The sequence below is a fragment of the Legionella sp. W05-934-2 genome (genome assembly GCF_964199965.1).
In the GTDB taxonomy this organism is placed as follows: domain Bacteria; phylum Pseudomonadota; class Gammaproteobacteria; order Legionellales; family Legionellaceae; genus JAFIFT01.
The window spans coordinates 1-21,701 of the sequence record NZ_CAXMZT010000001.1; the positions used below are offsets into that span (position 1 = coordinate 1).

The following is a 21,701-nucleotide window of genomic DNA, read 5'->3' on the forward strand; positions in this document are numbered from 1 at the left end:
AGTTATTTCGATTTTGAAAAATTGAATGTATACCAAGCCTCCATTGAGGTCGTGGTATTCATTGATAAAATCACTTCAGCCTTCCCGCGGGGCAGGGCTTATTTAACAGATCAACTTCAACGGGCTGGTACGTCTATATCACTGAATATTGCTGAAGGCTCAGGCGAGTTCTCTACTAATGAAAAAAGTAGATTTTACCGGATGGCAAAACGTTCTGCTACAGAAACCGCAGCGATATTGGAGGTATCCAAACATTTAAACATTATACAGGAAGAATATTATCACTTAACCAGAGATTTACTAACTCGAATTGTTATGATGTTGACTAAAATGGCGAAAAAAGTAGATTAGACGGAACTCGGACGGGCTCGGGCTCGCTCACGGGCCCGGGCCCGATTGGTTCCGTGAAAAGTTGAGCATCGCGTTTATTTAGTAATTAGTCCACACCTAACCATTGATTTGAACTGTTGATACGTTGGGGATCTTATAGCCAAAAGTAATGAAGCGCTGGAAGGGATGTGATAAGCACTAATATCTCGACTGGCACACCAAGCCATAAATAATCAAAGAATTTATAGCTGCCTGGCCCCATGATTAAGGTGTTATTTTGATGGCTAATTGGGGTCAGAAATGAGCAGGACGATCCAATGGCCACGGCCATCAAAAACGGATCAACACTCATATGCAAGGTTTGCGCAATATTAATGGCTATTGGCGCCATCACAACCGCTGTTGCGGCGTTATTCATCAGATCTGACAGTGTCATCGTGATAATCAGGACCAAAGCAAGAATGAACATGGTTGAATCCGGACCTGCTAGAAAAATAATATTACGCCCAATTAATTCCGCAGCACCTGTGGATTTTAATGCATCACCTAACGGGATTAATGCCCCTAAAAGAACAATAATAGACCAATCAATGCTTTGGTATACTCGCCGTATGGGCATGACGTTGAAAATCACTATCATGATAACAACGAGTGTGAAGGACGCTGAAACAGCAAGCCATTGCATGGTTGCCAAAAATATACCGATGATAAAAAATAATACGGGAATGATCGTACTGCGATTAAAACCCACCTCAATGCGTCTTTCTGCTAGGGGAACTAAACCAAGATTCACTACCTTTTCACGCAATCCATCTTCTTCACCTTGGATTAACAAAACGTCACCCGCGTTAAAATTCACATGGTTTAATCGATTCATAATGGATTTACCCGCTCTGGCAATGGCGAGTAAGTTGAGTTGTTGCGTTGAGCGAATACGCAGTTTCTGCCAGGAGCGGCCTTCCAATCGCGAACCTTGGGTAACAACTGCTTCGGTGGTGTTTATCTCTTCGCCGCGAAGATTTTCGGGTTTGACAATCTCACCATGCACAAGTTTTAATTTCCCTTTTATAATCAATTCACTCAAGTCCTCATGACTTGCTTCAACAATGAGAACATCATTGGCTAGTAATTCTTCATGATAAGGGATGGCTAATCGTTTCTTGCGTTTTCGAATCAACCCTAAGATGGAAAAATCCCCTTCTATTAAATGTTCTAATTGCGTTCTGGACATGCCCACGACAGGGGAATCTTCCGGGATAGAAACCTCGCTGATGTAATTATGTATTTGATATAAATCTTCCGTGCTCTTTTCCGCTTTACGTCTTTTAGGGATATAGCGCCAACCAACCAAAATGATGAAAGTAAGGCAAACAACTAATACGGATAAACCCACGGGTGTATAATCAAATAGACTAAATTGGCTACCAGTCACTTGTTGACGATAAGAGGAGATAAGAAGATTGGGTGGTGTGCCAACGCGTGTGGTCATGCCGCCTAAAACGGTAGCAAATGAAAGTGGCATTAATATGCTTGAGGGTGATAATTTTGCATGAATGGCACTTTGGATGGCAATCGGCATGAGCAACGCTAATGCCCCAACGTTATTCATAAACGCTGACATGGCAGCGCCTATGATACAAATAATCCCAATATGGATAGACGGTGTGCTAGCGAATGGCATGAGTAGTTTTTGAATTTGCTCCACCAACCCTGTTTGCGAAATGGCGGCGGTAATAACCATGACGCAAGCTACGGTAATGACAGCTGTGTTGCCAAAACCGGTGAAGGCTTGCTGGGAAGGGATAATACCAAACATGACTAATGCCATGAGGCTCATGATCGCCACCAGATCGTAGCGATAATAACCCCAAATAAACATCAAAAGGGTAGCCGCTAAAACGGCAAATAACAGAACAATGTCCAGCACGGCCTGCAGTATCCTTTTGTTAGCTACGCAACGTTAGAACGTCAATCGGTGCATAATGGATCAACGCATTGGCTGTGCTTCCTAGGAGAGTCTGGACACCTTCGGGGGTATCACTGCCAATGATCAATAAATCACAGTCAAGTTCTTTAATCATCGTTAAAATAGTTTGTTTGATTGATCCGACTTGTACATGGAGGTTTTCATGGGGCAAATTAAGACCATCTGCAACAACTTTTAATACAGCTTCCGCTTGATCAGGGATGGGGCGGTCAAATTCAGCAAAACCTAAACTTTGTGCCCATTGTAATGAGTTGGGAGGGGAAACAACATGTAATAAATGAAAGCTTGCACCAATCTCTTGAGCAATATGGTGAGCCTTTTGACAAAGATCAAAATGATTTTCTTTTAAATCAGTCGCATGCAACACTTTTTTATACATTCTTCTTTCCTAGATAAACAAACTTTGGGATAGTAGGGAACGTCCCTTAAGTCGTTTCCTATTGATTTAATTTAGTTTATTAAAAATCTTTTCAAACTACAATGTCAATCACTTCCACTTTATAGCAGACGCCCAGAGCGTCTGCTTATTCGACAGTTTATGATGGATTGTGTCGATTAAAATCAATCAATGTGAGAATACCGCTCCACCAAGACGTATAGCGATCATCATTGATATCAAAATTATTTTTCCGCTTAAGCAATTGATTATTTTCCCATTTAAATAAAGGAGGGTGGTTATCGAGCGTCTCTAGATTGTTGCTATCGGGTAGGAGGGTCATTTCTTCGAAGGCTTGGGGCATCATGCCTGTTTCAAAAGCGGCATAAATCGCATCGGCTGACTCCTGGACAATCTGTTGAATCAAACCAAGGTGTTGAGCTGCATCTGGGGTGTTTAAAAAACCATCACCATAAGCGCGCCAGCTGATGCCGCGTTGGTTAGTGACATTCAAACCGGTGCGATTATCTTCATCATGCATTAAATTCGCGATAAGCAAACAGAGTGCTTTTGGCAAATATATATGCGCGGCAATTGCTCTTCTTGGGGTGCGTAAATGGCCCGATGACATGGCATCTGTAAGGAAATGGTTGGCAAAACCATTCATCGCATAGGCCTGGGACAATAGTGAATGGGCGATAGTTATATCACCATTACTATAGGCTTGGTGGGCTTTGATTGCCACTTTTAAAGCGGCTTGATGGCCTGCTTTGTAGGCAACATGAGCATCGGGGTAGAAATGATCGTAATTAACATTTGCTAGGGAAATGTATTCCCCAAACGGGATATAGTCGCTGACAAAACTGCCCCCACCGCTCAATCGGTTTAATTTCTTTGAGATTTGAGCCCCATGTTCGTGATAAAAATGCCATTCACTCTCTCCAGATAGTTTTGCATTCTCCAATTGATTGGATAAATGATCAAAATACTGACGATAAACGGGTACTTGAATGAGTGCGTTTTGGTAAGTATCTGAACTCACCGCATCAAGTTTTAGAAATTGGGAATAGAAACACGCTTCACGGTTTTCGATGGGGCAGTTTGATATTGGTCGGTCATTAGAACCAAATAAATCGCCTGCAAACATGATTAGTTCGCCGTAGGTCAAGATAAGGTTATTGGAGAGTTGGATTTGATTATTATCATGAGGATGAGGTAGGTCTCCCCACTTTAAGATAACCTGATTACCAACACCTCTGTGTTCAAGGTTGGCAAAGCCGGCTTTTCGGTTGTTGAATGATTCCTCAATCAAGGCGTCATAATTTGTGGCTGCGACAGACAGAGGGCTTATAAATACTATCAATGACAATAACAAGCCGTGTGTGATATCCTTGCGCATTAGAGTATCCTTTTTGTAAATTAAATTTTTTATTATTCAGTTTACTTTATCATTTTTTTAATAAAACAGTTTAGCATGTAATTAATTTATTTAGCTATTTCATATATCTATTTGTTGTGTCAACCATTATGAACGAAAAAAAGAGTAAAAAAGCGATTTATGAAACGACGATTGATTCATTTAGTCATGAGGGTCGTGGTGTTGCGCGTGTGGAAGGGAAAACCACATTTATTCAAGGTGCGCTTGAAGGTGAAAAGGTGCTTTATGAATTGACCTTCCGAAAAAAAGATTTCGACCAAGCCAATGTTGTCGATATTCTTGAGCCGGCAGGAAATCGCGTTGCACCTAAATGTGAGCACTACCAGTATTGTGGCGGTTGCTCATTGCAGCATTTATCACACGACGGACAAATTGCATTTAAGCAATGGATGTTTTCAGATACCTTAGCTCGTTTTGGCCATGTAACGCCCGAAGCTTGGGTTGAACCGATTGTCGGACCGGCTTGGTCTTATCGCCATAAAGCACGATTAAGTGTACGACACGTGCATAAAAAAGGGGGGGTATTAGTTGGCTTTCGTGAGAAGCGACAACCCAAATACATTACGGACATTGAACAATGTCGAATTTTAGCCCCCTCGGTGGGCGATAATATCGTTAAATTTAAGCAGTTGTTAGATCAGTTTGATAATTTAGACACCATTGCTCAAATTGAAGTGGCTGTTGGTGACGATGAAACGGCCTTGATATTAAGAAATTTAGCGCCCTTAACGGACAATGAGCAACGGTTGCTAATGTCGTTTGCAAACGAAAATCATTATCGCATATTTCTGCAGCCGGGTAATTATGAAACGGTCTCATTGTTTTATCCGAAGGACGATAAAGATTATCTTCAATACCATTTAAGTCGCTATAATATTACCTTTGATTTTCACCCAACTGATTTCACCCAAATCAACCCCGTTATCAATGAACAGATGATTGATCAAGCAATTGAATGGCTTGCTTTGAACGATCATGATGTTGTATTGGATTTATTTTGCGGACTTGGTAATTTTTCCTTGCCTTTAGCATTAAAAGCAAAACAGGTTATTGGGATAGAAGGCAGTGAATCAATGGTTGAAAGAGCAAACCATAACCGTCTACGTAATCACATTGAAAATGCGCAGTTTTTTGCTGCTGATCTTAGCAAGGAAAATGCGCTCGTGGAATTGATAAAACTACCCATCGACAAAGCATTAATCGATCCGCCCAGAACAGGCGCTCTTGAAATTGTTAAGCAACTCTCTAAACTTAATATAAACCGCATTGTTTATGTGTCATGTAATCCAGCCACCCTGGCAAGAGATGCCGATTATTTGGTTAACCAAGCGGGCTACCGATTAGTGAAAGCTGGCATTATGGATATGTTTCCACAAACTTCCCATGTTGAATCCATGGCTGTTTTTGAGAGGTAAATTTCATGGTAAAGGTAAAAGAAGAATGTGAATGGATAAAGGATAATCAACCTGATACTCAGTTGTGGTTAAAAAAATTGATAAGAAAAGGGTATATCGAAGATATATCGTTGATTGAAAATGCTTGTGCATTGAGTGAAGTTGCTGGTCGCGATCAAGCCACGGATATCGGCATTTCCTGTTTGCATAAGGGATTATTAATGGCAGATATGTTAGCTGACCTTGAAGTGGATCAAGAAACCCTTGCTACCGCTATTATTATGGATAGCGTCTATTATGCAGAATTATCGCTTGATGTTGTGGAAGAACAACTTGGCCATGTCGTTTGCAAACTGGTCAATGGTATCAACAAAATGGGCGATATTGCGAATGTTCAGATACTAAATAAAGCCCCTGAAAATCAACAACAGCTCGAAAATACACGAAAAATGTTACTGGCGATGGTTGATGATGTCCGGGTTGTGTTAATTAAACTCGCGGAACGACTTTGCATACTTCGCTATTGTGGTCAATTGCCTGAAGGTATGTGCCGCCAAATTGCTTCCGAATCCATGGAAATTTTTGCTCCCCTTGCCAATCGCTTGGGGATCGGGGCCATTAAATGGGAGATGGAAGATCTCGCTTTTCGCTATCTAGAGCCATCGGCATACAAAGAAATAGCCAAGGGTTTAAAAACAAGGCGAATTGAACGTGATCAATATGTTAATAAAATCGTGGATGAATTGAATGAGCAAATCCAACTGTTGGATATCCACCATTTTGCTGTCTATGGTCGTTCTAAGCATATCCATAGTATTTACCGTAAGATGGAGCGTAAGAATGTTTCTTTAGACGAAATCTATGATGCGACTGCTGTTCGAGTGTTGGTCAATACCGAAGCGGAATGTTATGAGGTTTTAAGTTTAGTGCATTCGCTCTGGCAACAAATTCCAGCTGAATTTGATGACTATATTATCAATCGAAAACCCAATGGTTATCAGTCCCTCCATACTGCTGTCATTGGCCCAGGTGATCGTGTTTTCGAAGTGCAAATTCGGACGTTTGAAATGCATGATCTTGCTGAAATGGGTGTTGCTGCGCATTGGAAATATAAAGAGGGCGGTGCTGAACAAAAAGAAAGTCATGAGCGTAAAATTGAATGGTTACGTGATGTTCTTGCTTGGCACCGTGATTTAGCTAAAAACAAAGGGGTCTCCGAAGCAATCGAAACAGAGTTTTTGGAAGATAGAGTTTATGTGTTCTCACCCGACGGTGATATTTTCGATTTGCCCCAAAAGTCAACACCACTGGATTTTGCATATCACGTGCATACGATGATTGGTCATCGATGTCGTGGTGCGAAAGTCAATGGTTCAATCGTACCGTTAACTTACCAACTAAAAACAGGGGACCAAGTTGAAGTTTTAACGGGTAAAGAAGACAAACCATCCCGAGATTGGCTAAGCCCACATTCAAATTATTTACGAACTTCGCGCGCAAAAGCGAAAGTGCTTCATTGGTTTCGTATGCAAGATTTTGATCGAAACAAAGCGGAAGGCCGCGAATTAGTTGATAAAGAATTAAAAGCACTGGGTATTAAATTTGAAGCGTTGGAAGAATTATTAGATATTTATAACTATAAACGAGTGGATGATTTGTTGGCTGCCATCGGCAGGGGCGATGTGAAAATCTCTCAGGTGGTGCATCGTTTATCACCTGATAGCATTGTGTCAAAGCCACCACAGGAAATAATCAAAACGCATGTAAAACCAGAAGTTTCCGGTGGTGATTTACAAATCGAAGGTGTCGGCAATTTATTAACAACGATGGCCAGATGTTGTCAGCCGTTACCCGGAGATACGGTGATTGGCTATATCACGATGGGGAGAGGCGTATCCATTCATCGACAAGATTGCTCTAACATATTGCATTTGCCTGAGGAATATAAAAGGCGGCTGATTCAAGTGAGCTGGGGTGAGAAAACCCGTGAAAGCTATGTGGTTGATATTAGCATCAAGGCTTTTGATCGCAGTGGATTGCTTAAAGACATCACGGCAGTCTTATCCAATGAGAAAGCAAATGTATACTCATTAAACACGCAAACAAACAAAGAAGAGAATCTAGCCTTAATTACCTTAACGGTTGAGGTCGATGGTTTGTCTAAGCTCTCCCGGTTACTCAATAAGATAGATCAAGTACCTAATGTCATCGAATCTAAGCGGCAGGTATAATCAGGGCAAGTGTGACATTTCTTAATTCACTTAATAGCACGTTAAATGTTCGGCAAGCTGCCCCAATGTCCATGCACTCTAGGCCAACCTTTTTCTGAGAAAAAAGTAACCGTATGGCATCATTGGGAAATTGACCCGAACTTGGATGACCAATAATGACGATCTCTGGGTTAAATATTAATATCCGGGAAACATCATCTTCGTTGAGTAAGTGAATATGAGTTTGTTGCCAATTATCGTCAATTGTTTGTTGGCTAACGATCAGGCTGCTGCGATAGGTTTTATCATTGATGACAACCCCCTGATCGCTGTATGATTGTATGCTGTGGCTATCTGGGCGTTCTAGATTGATTTGCATGAAAAAACCTATAAATTGACTTCAGTTTGTTTGTACCGAGTTGCAAGAAAAAAAGTGGGCAATCATTAAGTAGGCATATCTTTCGATTTTCAGTACAAACTAACAATGTTGTCGGTTGTTGATGAATTTGGCATTTGTTCTACTTGCTAAAATCACCCATACTAATTAACAAATTATATCAAATGAAAAAAAATAAAAACATCATTGTTTGGTCTAACCACCCCCATCCCCCGATTCATTCCGTCGAACATTGGCGCGATCCGCTCGAAAATGTATTAATTGGTGCGGGCTATGATTCAAAACAACCCCCGATGTCTGACCTGTTAAAATGGTATCATAATCTGTTGGGTGATTGGGTTGTTATTAGCCCCGTATATTTTCATACTACTCACAACGATTCCGTTATTGCACAGTGTGGACCGCGATTAAACCTTGATGATGAAAGGGGACGGTGGTATTTTGATAAGATAAGTGATTTTTTTCAGCAGGAAGGGATAAGGCTTCATTATCATAGCCCTACCTTATGGTTAGGCCAAATGAATGAACCTGTTTTAATCAATAGTTTTTCGCCTTCCTACTTACATAATAAATCGCTCATGCCCTATCTGGCTCAATTAGGTGACGATATGGTATGGCAGAAGAGAATGACTGAAGCGCAAATGTATTTGCATACATTACAGCCAATGACCCAATCTTCTTCAATTGTCAATGGGGTTTGGTTTTGGGGCCAGGGCGAATTATCGCTTAGTAAAAAAGTGATGATATCGGATGATGCCAATATGATGCGTTTGGCAGATATTTGGCCGGACATGACCATTAAAAGCCCTTTTGAAGCGAAGAATGTCTATGAATCCGAACTCATAGTATTAACGGAGTATTGTGAGGAAACGCTTGCAATAATCGAAAGGGCTTGTCGATCATTCTCATGTAATTGGTCCTGGAACAATATAACTTACCAGCAACCTGCAAAGCGTTGGTGGCAGATGCTTAGGAGAACGTCGTTATGAGAATTAAGCGAAGACAGATTCCAACTGCTGGCATGACGACCGTTAGCGAACATCCTTTATTAAATCGCATTTATTTGGCAAGAGGGATCACCCAGACTTCCATGCTGGATAATAATTTAAAAATGCTTATATCGCCCGCTTTACTCAAAAACATTGACAAAGCAGTTGAGCGACTCGCTAAAGCAGTCATGACACATGAAAACATTCTAGTGATAGGGGATTTTGATGCAGATGGAGCGACTTCTACATCCATTGCCATTAGTGCCCTAAAACTTTTAGGTGCTCAATCTGTCAATTTTTTAGTTCCTAATCGCTTTGAGTTTGGCTATGGGTTGTCGCCAGAAATTGTTGAGCATGCATTACCTTTAAAGCCAAGTTTATTGGTCACGGTAGACAATGGCATTTCAAGTTTTGAGGGTGTGGATAAGGCAAATGAACATGGCATTGATGTTGTGATCACGGATCATCATTTATCGAGCGATCAATTACCCAATGCGTATGCCATTGTTAACCCCAATCAACCAAATTGTGAGTTTCCGAGCAAAGCTATTGCTGGTTGTGGGGTTATTTTTTACGTGATGATGGCATTGCGTCGGCATTTGGCAAACCTTGAATGGTTTCAATCCGCCGGTATTCCAGAGCCTAATATGGCTGAGTTATTAGATTTGGTTGCATTAGGCACAGTGGCTGATGTCGTGCCCTTGGATCAAAATAATCGCATCATGGTAGACCAAGGGCTCCAACGGATTCGTGCAGGCCGATGTCGGCCAGGTATCAAAGCGTTATTAAAAATTGCAGGGCGAGATATAGACCGTATTAAAGAAACCGATTTAGGCTATGCCATTGCACCTCGATTAAATGCGGCGGGCCGACTAGATGATATGTCTTTAGGGATTGCTTGTTTACTTGCCGGTAGTGATGAAAAAGCGAATCAGCTAGCCAGTCAATTGGATGAATTAAACCAAACCCGGAGACAAATTGAGCTCACAATGAAAGAACAAGCCCTTGATACGATTCAAAAACTCAGCAAATCCATGGCTAATTCAGGGCAGTTACCACTTGGTCTTGCGATGTATGATCCTGAGTGGCATCAAGGAGTCATTGGCATTTTAGCTGGACGGATAAAAGAAAAATACCATCGTCCTGTTGTTGCGTTTGCCCGTGGGGATGAAGGTGAGTTAAAAGGATCGGCACGTTCTATTCATGGTTTAAATATCCGAGATGTATTAGCGGATATCGATCGTGAAGCACCCGATATGATTATCAAATTTGGTGGGCATGCAATGGCGGCAGGATTGAGTCTTAGGGCAGAACGATTTGAACAGTTTAAAGCGGCATTTAATCAAGTAGTTAGCCAGCATATCGATGAATCGGATTGCCGAGGGTTGATCTGGACAGATGGTGAATTATTGCCTGAGTGGATGACACTAGAAACAGCCCAATTGTTACAGCGTTCTGGCCCGTGGGGACAACAGTTTCCGGAACCTTGTTTTGATGGCGTATTTGAATTGTTGGATCAACGGATTGTTGGGGGACATCATCTAAAAATGTCGTTATCGCCCGCTGGCAACAAATCGGTAATTGATGCCATCGCATTTAATGTTGATACGCGCCGATGGCCAAATCACCACGCAAAAACCATTCATATTGCCTATAAGCTGGATATTAACCATTATCAAGGCAGAAGCCGTTTGCAGATATTGGTTGATGCATTAAATCTGCATCAACAAACACAACCAACGGCAATCGTATCAGAACCTTCTGTTGATTATGTGTGGTAAAGCTTGCAAAAAGGAAAAGGATGTTTTAGATTAGCGCTTAGTTTGGCAAGTCTTTTTAATGGATGATTTTACTCGCGTTTATAGCAGGGAGCGCTATGCTTTTGCCTGCTCAACACTATTTTATTCCCTACTTTTTGTTAGGCTATCTTCTATGGCAGTACTCATTAAAGCCCACTTTATTGCTATTCATTTTAGGCATGGGTACCACTTTATTCCATCAATGGCTCACTGCCGCAAATGGCCTGCCATCTTCTAGTATCATTCGCAACGTCCCAATAAAAGGCAGAATTATCCATGTACCTAACTATTCTTTACAGAAAAGTGTGGTGGATATCAAATTAGAATCGCTTGATTTTAAAAAAGTTTCTGCCCGAATAAGACTATCTTGTTATTTTCATTGTCCACCTCTACAGATTGGTGATATGGTTGCAATGAAAGCAACGTTAAAAAAACCGCATGATCTGAAGAACCCAGGCTCATTTTCTTTTCAACAATGGGCATGGGCTCATCACATTGACCGACTCGGATCCTTTCAGCCTTCCACTGTTAACGTATTGGGTAATCAAAATAGCTACCCCATAGAAAAACTCAGGGGAAAACTCTATCAATCCGTTCAAAACCTTTCGCTTGATGGGGATGCAAAAGCGCTAATTGCCGCTTTGACCCTTGGTATTAGTAATGACATTCGCCCTGACTTATGGAAGCAATTTCGCGATACTGGGACAGCCCATTTGATGGTCATTTCGGGGGCACATGTCGGCTTGATAACGGGATTGTGTTTTTTTCTCTTTAGTTACCTGTATCGAAGTATACCGAGAATAACGCTCTATTTCCCTGCTCAGCGACTAGCTGCTATCGGTGCGCTGGGTTGTGCGCTTTTTTATGCTTTGATTGCGGGATTTGCGGTACCAGCTCAGCGCTCGGTTGTTATGTCAGCTGCTCTCTTATCAAGGTATCTTACTAATCAATACCTGAGCAGTTGGCAGGCCTGGCAAATTGCGCTATTTCTTTGTGTCGCTTTTGAACCGCATTGCTTGGTCATGCCTGGATTTTATTTATCATTCATTGCTGTGGCTGTTTTATTGATAACCAATCAACGAATTAAGTACAAAGGTTTAAAAAAAATGGTGCTGCTGCAGGTAGGGTGTTTGCTTGGGTTAATGCCTTTCACTCTTTATATTTTTAGCTATCAGGCAAACAATGGATTGCTTGCCAACTTGGTGTTAATACCTTATGTCAGTTTGGTGTTATTGCCCCTTGGATTATTCAAAGTGCTGATGATGTTTTTTGGTTGTGGAGGCATTGGTGATTGGCTTTTTAATCAATTAGTGAAAGGATTAATTATTCTCCTAACCGGTTTTCAGAAAATGTCGCTATTAAATTGGCAATTTGCTTTGCAATCAATCTGGCAGATTTGTGGTATTTTACTGGCGTTATTTATCTTAATCCTAGTACCCAAGCGCTCCTTACTCCTGCCAGCATTTATCCTTTTGGCAGTTAGTTTTATCCCGGTTAAAATACGTCCCTTAGCCAATCAGGCTAAAATTGTTGTGTTTGATGTAGGACAGGGCTTATCTATCTTAATTGCAACGCAACACCATCAATTACTGTATGATACTGGTCTTCAATTTTATGGCGGAGGAGGTGACATTGGTACCAGTGTCATATTACCATTTTTTCGATACTATGCCCTGAGGCAATTAGATAGTATTGTGGTATCGCACCCAGACTTAGATCATCGTGGTGGTCTTAATTCCATTAGCCATGTTTTTCCCAATGCACAATTAATATCTGACTCACCAAGGTATTATCGTCGTGGGCACAATTGTCATTCCTATTCGGATTGGACATGGGATGGCATACATTTTGAGTTTCTTCCTTTAAGGTCTTTCATCGGTGAGAAAAATAATCACTCGTGTGTGTTGAAGATATCATCGCCATCTCATTCAATATTGTTAACTGGAGACATTGAGCGTGAAGCTGAAACTTATCTGGTTAATCATTACAAGGACAAATTGAAAAGTGATGTATTAGTGGTGCCTCATCATGGCAGTAAAACCTCCTCCAGCCAACGGTTTTTAGAAGCTGTGTCGCCTACTATGGCCATTATTTCTTCGGGTGTGGATAATAAATACCACTTTCCTCATGGGGTTGTTATCAAACGGCTTAAGGGATTGTCAATCCAAGTAAAAAATACTGCCGAGGATGGCATGATTGAAGTGACGTTATAATAATATCTGATAAATAGTAGAACAGGGGCAGCAATTAAACATAAAGGGTTTGGACCTGTCCCAATGGAGCCATTGGGACAGGAAGATAAATTAATCACCTAGTTGATGGGCTTTCTGCTGGTCTTTCTTCATCGCTTGGTGTTGTCTCCTGCACTGCGGTTGGGATATTCGCGTCGTTCGCAGCAGTTCCTAGCAAAGGATTTGTTTGCACTGTTTGGCTGGTCATGCCAGGCACGGATATTTTTTCACTTCGGGCTGCGAGCTCATCAGGAGAGCGATGGCGGAAGAAGCTACAGGTTATCAAAGCAATAGCCGTAGCACTAACAATAGCGCCTGCGGTGATTAACGTTGATACGGTTGCAATGGGAAGACCCGTAATGATGCCCGCTGTAGCAAGAATACCTACCGTGAGCGCTGCGAGGCCTCCTATTAGTGACAAGGAGTTTCCGCCTCGTACCAATGGATGGGCTAATAAAGTCATGAGAAAATGATTGGTAACAGGCTCTTGATAGGTATAGGTATGGTTATAAGTTTGGTTTAAACTGTTTGCTAATTGCTTAATAAATAAAGTATAAGCGTTATTATCAATCCAGAAAGGATTGGTATCAAAATCGATGGTTTGAATGCCTTTTCTCGCTTGGGTGATTAATTGATATATTTGCTCTCGCACCGGTTTGTGAGCGTAATTGGTTAAATACGTTCTAAGCGTGTTTTGCGCGTCGAGATAGTCTTTTTCGATAAGCAGTCGATATTCATGGCCTTTTTGAAGTGCCAGATTGTATTGTTCAGAAAGTTGTTTACCGGCATCTCGTGTTTCTTGTCGGATAGCTTTACGATTATTTAGAACATCCGTGACATCTTCTGATAATAGTTGTGAGGTAAGCTTATCTTCAGTATTCAAACAGTGCTGTTTTGCCGCTTCTAATTGCATTTCCATTGCAAAGATTTCACCTGCATAATAGATAATTGCATTAAAGTGATGTTGTTGAAGGGTATTGCTCATAAAAACTCCCTGATTATAGTGCACCAATTAGCCACTTTTGCAGTGAACATGCCAAATGTCAAGATCGATTGAACGCTTTTGCTTGTATTTGTCTTAAAAGATGACAAATTTATCACTTTTGAATCCAATATGCAAGTCAACTATCTGCTATTAATAAACGCTCAGGATAAACTAAGAGGCCGCCTGCAATGCCTGTATCACAGCACCTAAAAACCTTGTTGCTTCGCCTCCTGTGATTGCGCGGTGATCGAATGTGAGCGATAACGGCAATACAGGATGAGCATTAATTTTCCCATCTTTAGCAATGGCTGCTTCATGTAAACGGCCTACTGCTAAAATTGCAACCATGGGTGGCACAATGATTGGACTGGCGAATTTTCCTGAGAACTTACCAAAATTCGAAAGAGTGATAGTTGCTCCTTTTAAATTTTCTGCAGGAATATTGCGTTCAGCGACTTGTTTCTTGTAACGATTGATCGTTTCCCGTAAGACTTGATCAGTTTGGTTGCCCGCATCAGTGATAACCGGTACAAATAGCCCTTCGGCACTATCCATTGCAATGCCAAGGTGCATTTTATCAAAACAACGACGCGCTTTATGTTGGGTATTATACCAGGCATTCAATGCTGGCTCTGCTTGACAGGCTTTGGCTAGCGCACGAATTAATCGAACGGTAATATCCTGTTGGCCAGACCAGGCATGAATATCCGCTTCGTCATAGATGCTAACAGGCACAATTTCTTGATGAGATTGTTCCATGCTGGCAAGCATGGCTCGTCTAACGCCTTTCAGAGCTTCAAATCCTTCCGGTATAGTTTGTGATTGAGCATGTTTTTTCTCAACATCTTCACGAGTAATTCGGCCTTGCTCGCCACTGCCTTTGATATTGTTTAAGTCAACACCTAGCTTTTTAGCTAGCAGTTTGATTGCGGGGGAAACTTTTATACGTTTGCTTGTTTGAGCAGAGCCGATAATAAAATTATCCTCTCCCACATCCGCTAGTTCTTCAAGATTACCGACAACCGTTCCTTGATCTTTTCGTTCAGACACTTGCTGAGTAAATCCAACTAATGGCTGACCTGTTTTTATGACATCGCCGGGTTGGCCAAACAGTTTTTCTATAACACCGTCTTGGGGACTTGGCACATCAACAACCGCTTTTGCTGTCTCCATGGACACAAGTGGTTGGTCAACTTTGACTACATCACCTACTTTAACGAACCATTCGTGGATTTCTGCATCAGGCAAACCTTCACCTAAATCGGGTAATTTAAATTCTTTCATCCTTACTCCATTATGCTTAATACAGCATCTTTTATGCGTTTAACGCTTGGGATATATTCTTTTTCAAGCTGAAAATAGGGCATAACCGTATCATAACCAGTCACTCTTTGAACAGGTGCTAGCAGGTCAGTCAAACAATGCTCACCGATTTGGGCTGAAATTTCACTGCCAACGCCGCAGGTTTTTGCTGCCTCATGGATGATGACACAGCGGCCGGTTTTTTCAACGGATTCTAAAATAGTTTCCATATCAAGTGGCTTAATGGATGCCACATCGATGACCTCACAGGAGATACCTTCTTCTTCAAGTTGAGCGGCTGCTTGGGTTGTTTCATGAATGCTGGCCCCCCAACTGACTAGGGTCACATCATCCCCTTGTTTTAAGGTAAAGCATTTGCCTAGAGGTAGCGCTTCCCCGTTATCTTCAACCGGTTGCTTCACTAGGCGATAAATTCGTTTGGGCTCTAGAAATATGACCGGATCTTCATTACGAATAGCGGCTAATAATAGCCCATAGGCCCGTCGTGGTGAGGATGGGATAACAACTTGTAATCCAGGAATATGCGCAAAAACTGCTTCTGTACTTTCTGAATGATGCTCGGGTGCACGAATACCGCCTCCAAAGGGAGCTCGAAAGACAATCGGGCAATGTAAACGCCCGCGCGTTCGATTGCGCATTCTTGCGGCATGGGAAACGATCTGGTTGTAGGCAGGGTAAATGAAACCCATAAATTGAAATTCTGCAACCGGTTTTAGACCTTGCACAGACATGCCAACCGATAAACCCGCTATCATTGATTCTGCTAAGGGCGAATCAAACACACGGTGTTCGCCAAATTTTTCTTGCAGTCCTTGGGTGGCACGGAAAACGCCCCCATTTTTTCCAACATCCTCTCCAAAAACAACAATGCTATCATCTTTCGCCATTTCATGGGCTAAAGCCATGGTGACGGCTTCAATAAGCGTTATGTTAGCCATGGGTCACTTCCTCCATCGCCATCTCACGTTGCTCTTTCAAATAGTCCGGCATTTGCGCGAAATGATAATCAAAAATGGATGTCACAGGTTGAGGCGACATCGAGAGATAGGCGTCGACTGCTTCTTGAACAAGTTGCTTACCCTCATCAACGATTGAATTTTCATCGGCATCTTGCCATTGATGGTATTGTTTTAAAAACATTTGCACCCGATGAAGGGGTTCACGTTTTTCAGCTTTTGATACGTCATCAGCTGGTTGATAGCGCGTGGCATCATCCGCTGTTGTATGGTCGGATAAACGATAACTCACCGCTTCAATTAAGGATGGTCCTCCGCCACTTCTGGCTTTCTCAATGGCTTGACCAATCACTTGAGTGCAGGCGATGATATCATTTCCATCGATGCGATGTCCTTCAATCCCAGCAGCGACGCTCTTTTGAGCGATTGTTTCACAACAAGTTTGTTGGCTTAGCGGGACAGAAATTGCCCACTGATTATTATTAACAACGAAAACCACTGGCAAATTCCAAGCCCCAGCGACATTCAGCGCTTCGTAAAAATCCCCTTCTGATGTGCCGCCATCACCAATGCAGGCAACTGCAACTTGCGGTTTTTTTCGATATTTTAAAGCAAAAGCAACGCCAGCAGCATGCAGGAACTGCGATGCAATGGGAACACAAATAGGCAAATCATGCGAATTATTTTCAAAATCACTGCCTCTTTCATCCCCTCCCCAATAGGAAAGGATATTGGTCATGGAAACGCCACGTTGAAACTGGCAGGCATAATCGCGATAGTAGGGGACAAATACATCCTCCGCCTGCATTAAATAGCCAATGGCTGTACCAATGGCCTCTTGGCCATTGATAGGTGCATAGGTGCCCATTTTTCCAGTTCTTTGTAAGGCAATTGCTTTTTTATCAAAGAGACGGGTATGGCTCATAATTTTATAAAGCTTCGTCAGCGTTGCTTTATCATGGGCAAATTGAGGAAGCTCACGAACCACTTCACCATGTTCATTCAAATACTGAATGAGGGGAAAGGATGAATCATTCAATGACACACTCCTATTCTAGATTAAATTTAGTTAGCCTTTAATAGGGAAGTTCCCTATTGTCGGGTTATGTCTCCTAACCCGATGAAATCATGCATTAGAATAAAGTGATTTACGCATAAAAACCAGTCCAATTTTAAAGAATTTTAACCTTAGGTGCTTCCGAGTGGGTGGTTGCAGACACTGGAACGCTTGCAAACATCGAGGGTTTTTGTGGTTTCGTTTCACCTAAAATCAATAATTCTTTAATACTTTCTTTATATTCAATCATTTGTTTTTTTGGAAGCAGAAATGGATAGATTGATTTAGGGCTTTGTCGAAATAAATCTAATAAACGATACAAACCCGAGTGATGGTGTATTCGGTAAGGTTGATTGCTTAAATAATCATCGATTCGACGCCAAAGATTGACAAGCGGATAGTTATGGCTATTGGCACCTGCTTTATTCGTCGCAACGATAATATCGATTTGCAATTGAATGAGCTGGTCAATGACGTTGAATTGATAGCAGTCGATATAGGATTTAGGGGCCGAGTTATGTTTTAGGTATTGAATAAACCCTTGCGTATCATTAATTAACTTGTTTATGTAATTTTCAAATGTTTCACTTTGTTGCACCGAAAGGTCATTCTGATTAATATTTAAAGCAATGAGTTTTACCGGGTCTTTCGCTTCGATTGCTTCTTTATAATCTTGGCTATAACAACTCAGGATATGGTGCGGTGTAAGAGGGGTCTGATGACAGGCGATATCCAGTGTGAGAGATTGCATGGTGTAGTTAAGTTGTTCAGTAATATACGTTTGCCCATCTATTTCAATCGTCGGAGAGATGGCGTTTGTTGGTAGGTAATACGCTTCATTAAGAATATCATCAAAAACTTCCTTTGCTGAAATGTTGAAAAAACGTTTTACAAAATCTTCAATGAATAGGCGGTTGTTTTGATTGTCGGGCGAGTTATCTTTGAAATATATCTTTGCGAGTTGCCTAAACAGCATCATTCGATACAGAAAATATTCATTGGTGGGAATAAACATTTGTCTTAACGGGTCAAGACCCAAACCCGGTTTGATAGGCTGGTTCAAGCTGAGTAAAAAGTGAAGGCTATTGCGTAAATAGGTGGATATATCATACGGTTTGATATTGTTTTGGTTAGTTAGGGTAGGGAGTTGTAATAGTTTTCGATAATCAGGATCCCCTAGAAAACGCATTGGCTCCATGATGGATGCTTCTTTATTGTGGTACAAACTTTTGGCACTACGGCAGAGCTGTTGGTAAGGAAGCTCATTCCATCGATGAATTTGTTGAATATAGACCAAGTCTGCTGCTTGGCCTTTTAATGTTTGGGTATAAAACTGACTTAATTCAGTGGGGATATATCTCAATTTTGATACAATATGAAGCACCTGCTCGCGAATTTTTAATCTCAATTCAAAAGCATTGATTGCTTTTTGGTGGGCAGGGTGTTCGAGAAACGATTTTGTGTCGGTAAGATATTCCTTCCAAGTATGAGATTTGTCGCGTGTAAATGCGTCGAATAGCTTATTGCTCTGACTGTTACTCAGATCGATTAATTTGACAATTTTCTCCTTTAAGTCACTTGAAATGACCTTGGCATGTCGATACCTTGAAGCAAACTCTCGTACCCATGCTTCATGATAGCCATAAATAACATGCTTATGATCAAATAACGTTGCATTGATTGTTTGAAACTGTTCCAACCAATCAAGTTCTCCTTTTGCTGTGTGTTTCGTGTTTTCGATTGTTTGATTAATATGAGTGATGTTTTGATTAAGGATATCCGTGTTTCGTTGAATGTGTTCGCGTTGTTCAGGATTTCGCAAATAATAAATGCTATCGAGTTTTGTAATCATTAACAATGCGGCGGTCATGACGATTGCAAAAGCGGATACCCCTGAGGCTAATAAAGTTAAAGTAGATAAGCCAAGCCCAAATAATGAAATGATTGAAATAACCAGCATAGCGACCATTAGGCCGATAGCGATGGAAAATAAGTAGGGGTGATTCCCTAAAATGCTTCGTTCATTTTTCTTTTGCACAAAAAAATCACGTGTTGCTTGCAAAAACTGTATTTGAATTTGTCGTGAAAATACCTGTCTTGATTCAGAAGACTCAAATAATCGGCCTAACCAACGATCAAAGTCATTTTGTTCACCAACAATTAGATGTTGCTGAAACTCGAATAGCTCTTTGAAACTTTGCTCAAAAAGAAGGTTGAGTTGTTGAATAAAATACACCTCTACAATGGCGACAATCTTATCTTTTTTTTCCTTCTCGAGCCCTGACTGTTTAATAAAGGACTCCCGAACCGATTGCTCTTTGGTATCATTGGTAATTTTACCTTTCAATAACATCTCACGAAACATAAACAATTTAAGTAGATTCTTTGACAGAGTTTGGCTTGTATCGATGATTTTTTCAGCTAACGAGCGGTTTGCTTCCAATGACTTATTGACGGCTAGTTCTGCTTCTGATTGGCCTTGATTGTTGTCAAATTTGAATTGATTCACTAAAAAACGAGTAATCGATTGCTTAATATTGAAATCAAAAACCACATCGCTGACTTGACTCACAAATTTAAACGAATCAATAACGGGGGCGGTAAACACTAACCGTCCGATACTAAAGGGTAAAAAATCCTGAACTTTATTAACAAGGCCACCAAAAAAACTAACTGTTCCACCAAGCACCGTTTGTAAGAATCCGCCTTCGTCCTTTTTTTGCAGTTTGTTAACGTATTCTTCTAAAAAAGAATCATTGAGCTGGTAGAGAAGGCGCATTTGTTCGCACCATACTTTGGTTTCCATGTTGGTGAAATTCTGACCGAATAGGCAGGCGACACAATCTGTTAACTGCTCATAATAGTGCGCTTGATGGTACTGCTCTATCCTAGAAAGGGCTGCTTTGTCTTCGACCGGTATCACACTTTCCATTGTGCCTCCTTTACAGTTCTCCTGGCGTTATCCCTTGCCAACATTGGACATAATCACGTTGGTATTGCGAAAGCCCCATTGCCCATTCGCTTGGAGACCATGCAAGATTACTTTCTAACATGAAAGCTAACCCTTTATCAAAATACATAGGCTCTAAGTTCTCAACCAGGGCGTTATCCGTTGATACTTTATCAGGTCCATGGGGTATCATCGCGTTGTGGATACTAAATCCACCAGGAGAAAACCCCTCTTGCTTTGCATCATATTGACCATGAACTAATCCCATCAATTCACTCATGATGTTTCGATGAAAATAGGGCGGGCGGAAGCTATGTTCTGCAACCATCCACCGGTGTGGGAAAATCACAAAATCAATGGCTGCGACGCCTGGTGTATGAGAAGGGCTTGTCAAAACCGTGAAAATTGATGGGTCGATATGGTCATAGCTGACTGTATTAATGGTATTAAATAAATTTAAATCATAACGATAAGGGGCATAATTACCACGCCAGGCGATGACATTCAGCGGGGTATGCGCATGACGACCCGTCCATAATTGATCCCCATGTTTAATGACTATGGTAACCGGTGAAGAAGGTTCAGGCTCATAGCTTGCTTCGGGGTAAACAAAATGGTTTGGATGGGCTAGGCCATTGACGCCGATAACCCCTAGTTCGGGCAATTGGAATGGTAATCCCCGATTTTCACAAAGATAACCCTTTGTTTTATCTGACGTCAGTTCCATTTTCCAATACATGCCTCGCGGTATCACGGCAATTTGACCGGGTGCTAGATCTAGCTCCCCGAGCTCTGTTTTTAGTAAAATCTGGCCTTCAAAGGGGATAAAAAGCAATTCGCCATCGAGATCCGCAAAATAATGGCCATCCATGCTTTGATTGCAATCATATAAATAAACATGGCTATGTTCATTGCAAGCTATTTGCCGCAGGCTATCAATAAAATCTGACGTTTGATTTTCTAGGTAATTGACAGGACTCCATCGCATGGGGTTGGGTTTATAGTTTAAGCAAGGTTTCGATTGACCTATAAACTCTCGCGGTTCGAAATCAGGCCTTACAACCGATGGCAGTCGTCGATATACCCAAGTATAAAGCGTGTCTTTCCTATCACGGGTAAAGGCTGATCCATTTAATTGTTCGGCATAAAGATTATAAGGGAGGGTTTGAGGGGAGTTCTGGGTTTTAGGGAGGATACCTTTTACCGCTTCACTTTGATGAATATTGCCAAAGCCAAATAACATGTTTGTTTCCTTTATTGCTTTTATTTCTAACAAGAT

The 21,701-nt window shown here is 41.4% G+C and carries 16 protein-coding genes; 6 read left to right on the forward strand and 10 right to left on the reverse strand.

Features of this window, described 5'->3' with window-relative positions; all coding sequences use genetic code 11:
- A partial coding sequence (locus AB3348_RS00005; RefSeq protein ID WP_367605452.1) for a four helix bundle protein occupies positions 1-351 on the forward strand: 351 nt, incomplete at its 5' end.
- 133 nt (positions 352-484) lie between these two features.
- On the opposite strand, the gene AB3348_RS00010 is transcribed toward AB3348_RS00005, so the two are convergent.
- The 3 genes from AB3348_RS00010 to AB3348_RS00020 all read right to left on the reverse strand — a co-directional run bounded on the left by AB3348_RS00010 (position 485) and on the right by AB3348_RS00020 (position 4,092).
- Complete coding sequence (locus AB3348_RS00010) at positions 485-2,257, reverse strand: SLC13 family permease (RefSeq protein WP_367605453.1); 1,773 nt, start codon at positions 2,255-2,257, stop codon at positions 485-487.
- Between the two features lie 19 nt (positions 2,258-2,276).
- Positions 2,277-2,696 (reverse strand): universal stress protein, encoded by a 420-nt coding sequence (locus tag AB3348_RS00015; protein ID WP_367605455.1) that lies wholly within the window; start codon positions 2,694-2,696, stop codon positions 2,277-2,279.
- A 157-nt stretch (positions 2,697-2,853) separates the two neighbouring features.
- Positions 2,854-4,092: a phospholipase gene (locus tag AB3348_RS00020; RefSeq protein ID WP_367605457.1), complete on the reverse strand. Its 1,239-nt coding sequence runs from the start codon at positions 4,090-4,092 to the stop codon at positions 2,854-2,856.
- Positions 4,093-4,220: 128 nt separating this feature from the next.
- On the opposite strand from AB3348_RS00020, the gene rlmD reads away from it, so the two are divergent.
- Together rlmD and relA are read left to right on the forward strand one after the other, a co-directional pair.
- Positions 4,221-5,546, forward strand: a complete 1,326-nt coding sequence (rlmD, locus tag AB3348_RS00025; protein ID WP_367605459.1) for a 23S rRNA (uracil(1939)-C(5))-methyltransferase RlmD — start codon at positions 4,221-4,223, stop codon at positions 5,544-5,546.
- A gap of 5 nt (positions 5,547-5,551) precedes the next feature.
- The gene (relA, locus tag AB3348_RS00030) at positions 5,552-7,756 is read left to right on the forward strand and encodes a GTP diphosphokinase (RefSeq protein WP_367605461.1); all 2,205 of its coding nucleotides are present in this window, start codon (positions 5,552-5,554) and stop codon (positions 7,754-7,756) included.
- Here the strand turns inward: relA and AB3348_RS00035 are convergent.
- Positions 7,740-8,114: an Mth938-like domain-containing protein gene (locus AB3348_RS00035; protein WP_367605462.1), complete on the reverse strand. Its 375-nt coding sequence runs from the start codon at positions 8,112-8,114 to the stop codon at positions 7,740-7,742. The genes relA and AB3348_RS00035 overlap by 17 nt on opposite strands.
- A 182-nt stretch (positions 8,115-8,296) precedes the next feature.
- On the opposite strand from AB3348_RS00035, the gene AB3348_RS00040 reads away from it, so the two are divergent.
- From AB3348_RS00040 to AB3348_RS00050, 3 genes are all read left to right on the forward strand, one after another.
- Positions 8,297-9,121 carry a hypothetical protein gene (locus AB3348_RS00040; protein WP_367605464.1) on the forward strand — a complete coding sequence of 275 codons (825 nt, stop codon included), beginning with the start codon at positions 8,297-8,299 and terminating at the stop codon, positions 9,119-9,121.
- Positions 9,118-10,902 carry a single-stranded-DNA-specific exonuclease RecJ gene (recJ, locus tag AB3348_RS00045; protein WP_367605465.1) on the forward strand — a complete coding sequence of 595 codons (1,785 nt, stop codon included), beginning with the start codon at positions 9,118-9,120 and terminating at the stop codon, positions 10,900-10,902. Before AB3348_RS00040 ends, recJ begins: the two co-directional genes overlap by 4 nt.
- Before the next feature lie 95 nt (positions 10,903-10,997).
- Positions 10,998-13,133 (forward strand): DNA internalization-related competence protein ComEC/Rec2, encoded by a 2,136-nt coding sequence (locus AB3348_RS00050; RefSeq protein ID WP_367605467.1) that lies wholly within the window; start codon positions 10,998-11,000, stop codon positions 13,131-13,133.
- A 94-nt stretch (positions 13,134-13,227) separates the two neighbouring features.
- On the opposite strand, the gene AB3348_RS00055 is transcribed toward AB3348_RS00050, so the two are convergent.
- From AB3348_RS00055 to AB3348_RS00080, 6 genes are all read right to left on the reverse strand, one after another.
- Entirely contained in the window at positions 13,228-14,136 is a 909-nt protein-coding gene (locus tag AB3348_RS00055; RefSeq protein WP_367605469.1) for a hypothetical protein, read from the reverse strand.
- Between the two features lie 171 nt (positions 14,137-14,307).
- Positions 14,308-15,420, reverse strand: coding sequence for a dihydrolipoamide acetyltransferase family protein (locus AB3348_RS00060; protein ID WP_367605471.1), 1,113 nt, complete (start codon positions 15,418-15,420; stop codon positions 14,308-14,310).
- Between the two features lie 2 nt (positions 15,421-15,422).
- Positions 15,423-16,397 carry an alpha-ketoacid dehydrogenase subunit beta gene (locus AB3348_RS00065; protein ID WP_367605473.1) on the reverse strand — a complete coding sequence of 325 codons (975 nt, stop codon included), beginning with the start codon at positions 16,395-16,397 and terminating at the stop codon, positions 15,423-15,425.
- A complete protein-coding gene (pdhA, locus tag AB3348_RS00070; protein ID WP_367605475.1) occupies positions 16,390-17,454 on the reverse strand; it encodes a pyruvate dehydrogenase (acetyl-transferring) E1 component subunit alpha in 1,065 nt (354 codons plus the stop codon). Before pdhA ends, AB3348_RS00065 begins: the two co-directional genes overlap by 8 nt.
- A gap of 133 nt (positions 17,455-17,587) precedes the next feature.
- Entirely contained in the window at positions 17,588-20,404 is a 2,817-nt protein-coding gene (locus AB3348_RS00075) for a hypothetical protein (RefSeq protein WP_367605477.1), read from the reverse strand.
- A 10-nt stretch (positions 20,405-20,414) separates the two neighbouring features.
- Positions 20,415-21,665, reverse strand: a complete 1,251-nt coding sequence (locus AB3348_RS00080) for a homogentisate 1,2-dioxygenase (protein ID WP_367605478.1) — start codon at positions 21,663-21,665, stop codon at positions 20,415-20,417.
- Positions 21,666-21,701 lie beyond the last annotated feature (36 nt).

Excerpts from the sequence above, each read along its gene's own strand:
- recJ (WP_367605465.1), top strand. The coding sequence starts at position 9,118 with ATGAGAATTAAGCGAAGACAGATTCCAACTGCTGGCATGACGACCGTT.
- AB3348_RS00015 (WP_367605455.1), bottom strand. The coding sequence starts at position 2,696 with ATGTATAAAAAAGTGTTGCATGCGACTGATTTAAAAGAAAATCATTTT.
- AB3348_RS00055 (WP_367605469.1), bottom strand. The coding sequence starts at position 14,136 with ATGAGCAATACCCTTCAACAACATCACTTTAATGCAATTATCTATTAT.
- AB3348_RS00080 (WP_367605478.1), bottom strand. The coding sequence starts at position 21,665 with ATGTTATTTGGCTTTGGCAATATTCATCAAAGTGAAGCGGTAAAAGGT.
- AB3348_RS00050 (WP_367605467.1), top strand. The coding sequence starts at position 10,998 with ATGCTTTTGCCTGCTCAACACTATTTTATTCCCTACTTTTTGTTAGGC.
- AB3348_RS00060 (WP_367605471.1), bottom strand. The coding sequence starts at position 15,420 with ATGAAAGAATTTAAATTACCCGATTTAGGTGAAGGTTTGCCTGATGCA.
- AB3348_RS00075 (WP_367605477.1), bottom strand. The coding sequence starts at position 20,404 with ATGGAAAGTGTGATACCGGTCGAAGACAAAGCAGCCCTTTCTAGGATA.
- AB3348_RS00035 (WP_367605462.1), bottom strand. The coding sequence starts at position 8,114 with ATGCAAATCAATCTAGAACGCCCAGATAGCCACAGCATACAATCATAC.
- AB3348_RS00040 (WP_367605464.1), top strand. The coding sequence starts at position 8,297 with ATGAAAAAAAATAAAAACATCATTGTTTGGTCTAACCACCCCCATCCC.
- rlmD (WP_367605459.1), top strand. The coding sequence starts at position 4,221 with ATGAACGAAAAAAAGAGTAAAAAAGCGATTTATGAAACGACGATTGAT.
- AB3348_RS00020 (WP_367605457.1), bottom strand. The coding sequence starts at position 4,092 with ATGCGCAAGGATATCACACACGGCTTGTTATTGTCATTGATAGTATTT.
- relA (WP_367605461.1), top strand. The coding sequence starts at position 5,552 with ATGGTAAAGGTAAAAGAAGAATGTGAATGGATAAAGGATAATCAACCT.
- AB3348_RS00065 (WP_367605473.1), bottom strand. The coding sequence starts at position 16,397 with ATGGCTAACATAACGCTTATTGAAGCCGTCACCATGGCTTTAGCCCAT.